Source organism: Citrobacter sp. wls710 (genome assembly GCF_005281115.1).
Lineage (GTDB): Bacteria > Pseudomonadota > Gammaproteobacteria > Enterobacterales > Enterobacteriaceae > Citrobacter > Citrobacter werkmanii.
Window position 1 is genome coordinate 1 of the sequence record NZ_SZXD01000005.1, and the last position, 1,816, is coordinate 1,816.

At 56.3% G+C, this 1,816-nt stretch carries 2 protein-coding genes and 1 pseudogene; all 3 read left to right on the forward strand.

Going from position 1 to position 1,816, the window contains the following annotated elements; all coding sequences use genetic code 11:
- Positions 1-935 (forward strand): DUF3560 domain-containing protein (locus tag FDX14_RS01950; RefSeq protein WP_137348925.1); only part of this gene is annotated, 935 nt, incomplete at its 5' end.
- Between the two features lie 46 nt (positions 936-981).
- A complete protein-coding gene (locus tag FDX14_RS01955) occupies positions 982-1,545 on the forward strand; it encodes a methyltransferase (RefSeq protein ID WP_001309257.1) in 564 nt (187 codons plus the stop codon).
- A gap of 151 nt (positions 1,546-1,696) precedes the next feature.
- Positions 1,697-1,816: pseudogene (locus FDX14_RS25690) on the forward strand (transporter); the annotation flags it as partial.

Consider the following 1,816-nt stretch of genomic DNA (forward strand, 5'->3'; position numbering starts at 1 on the left):
ATGCGCAGCGTATTGAAAACGGCATGAAACGTGCCGTGATGCTCTTTGAACGTGCGGAATACTGGGAAGAACGTGCGCGGTCGGCACTGCTTCACGCGAAGTATAAAGAACGTCCGGACGTTCGCTGGCGTCGTATCAAAAAAATCGAAGCTGATTTGCGCAAGGCTGAAAAGACCATCGCACAGTCGCAGAAATATCTGACGATGTGGCGGGCTGAATCGCTGGATCTGAATATGGCAAAACTCATCAGCAGTCATGACCATATCAGCGCCTGTTTCCCGCTGGATACGTATCCGCGCCCGGCAGAAAAAAGCCAGTATGAAGGAAGTCGATCGTTATGGTCGGCCCTGGATGATGACATCATCACCACGGAGCAGGCCCGCGAAATTGCGATCCGCTGTCATGAACGGCAGATTCAGCATCAGCAACGCTGGGTTAACCACTATCAGAACCGCCTGATCTATGAGCGTGCCATGCTGGACGAAAGCGGCGGCGTGGTTACCCGGACACAGGATTTTGAGCCGGGCGGACAGGTTTTCAGCCGGGGCGAGTGGCTGACCATCATCCGCGTGAACAAAAGCAACGGGGCGGTGAGTTCAGTCACAACGCCGAATTACAGTTTTCTCGGGTACAGCGGCACGATGAAAGTGACGCCCGATCGCATCACGGACTACAAAGCACCATCGGCAGAAGAGGCTGCCGTCGCCAGCCAGGCCGCGAAGCGTCCGCCGGTAGTCAACTATCCGGGGGAAGGTTTCCGGGAAATGACAAAGGCGCAGTGGGCCGCCCTGCCCCGGGACTGTAAGGCCGTGCGCAGTGTGGCAGAGACAGAAGACCACGGGGCATACCGCTACCGCCGCACAATGGACAATAATTTCCGCCTGGTGAATGTGTATATCACCGACATGAAAATCACGGAAATCCCGCAGAAATAAGGTATATCCCCCCGGGAAATCCCCGGGGGATGACGGAGATAATGATATGCACAGTCAGTTAAAAGAACGTATCCGGCTGATGCGCGCAAGGCTGGATAACGCCGCGCCGGTTGCTGAAATCCGGGCTGAATCTCAGCTTTTTGTGACTCCTGCCCCGGTCTGTGATCGCCTGGTGACGCTGGCGGAGATCAGCAACCGTGATCACATTCTGGAACCCTCTGCCGGCACCGGGGCCATACTGCGGGCGATTCGTCATGTCGCGCCGGGGGCCATGTGTGATGCGGTGGAGATTAACAGCGGGCTGGTCCGGTATCTGCGGGATAATTTTAACGGTGTCAGGGTTCAGTGTGGCGACTTCATGGAATGGCAGCCGGTGCAGTATTACAGCCGGATTATCATGAATCCGCCGTTCAGTCACGGGCAGGATATCCGGCATATCCTGCGGGCTTTTTCCCTGTTGCGTCCGGGTGGTGTGCTGGTTGCCGTCTGTCTGAACGGGCCGCGCCAGCAGGAGAAGCTGTTACCGTTTTCTGATGTCCGCGAGGTGCTGCCGTGCGGCACATTTGCTTATACCCGTGTTCCGACGATGATTATTCGTCTGCGTGCCTGATGACTCCGGGCAGGCGGGAGGATAAATGCCCGTCTGCCCGCGCCGGGAAAAGACCGCGCGCCGGTGGCGCTGAAAGGGGCCGCGCTTACGCGCCGCCCCTTTCATTACGCGGACGTTCTGCTGTGGGCTTCTGTCTTTTCAGACCTGTCATTTGCCTGTTACTGATGATGTTGTTGTTCCTGCTACTGCTACTGCTACTGCTACTGCTACTGTTCTTCTTTTTTCTGCTGCTCTGATTACTGTCTGTTTTGTTGTTCTCCTGCTTATGCCT

Excerpts from the sequence above, each read along its gene's own strand:
- FDX14_RS01955 (WP_001309257.1), top strand. The coding sequence starts at position 982 with ATGCACAGTCAGTTAAAAGAACGTATCCGGCTGATGCGCGCAAGGCTG.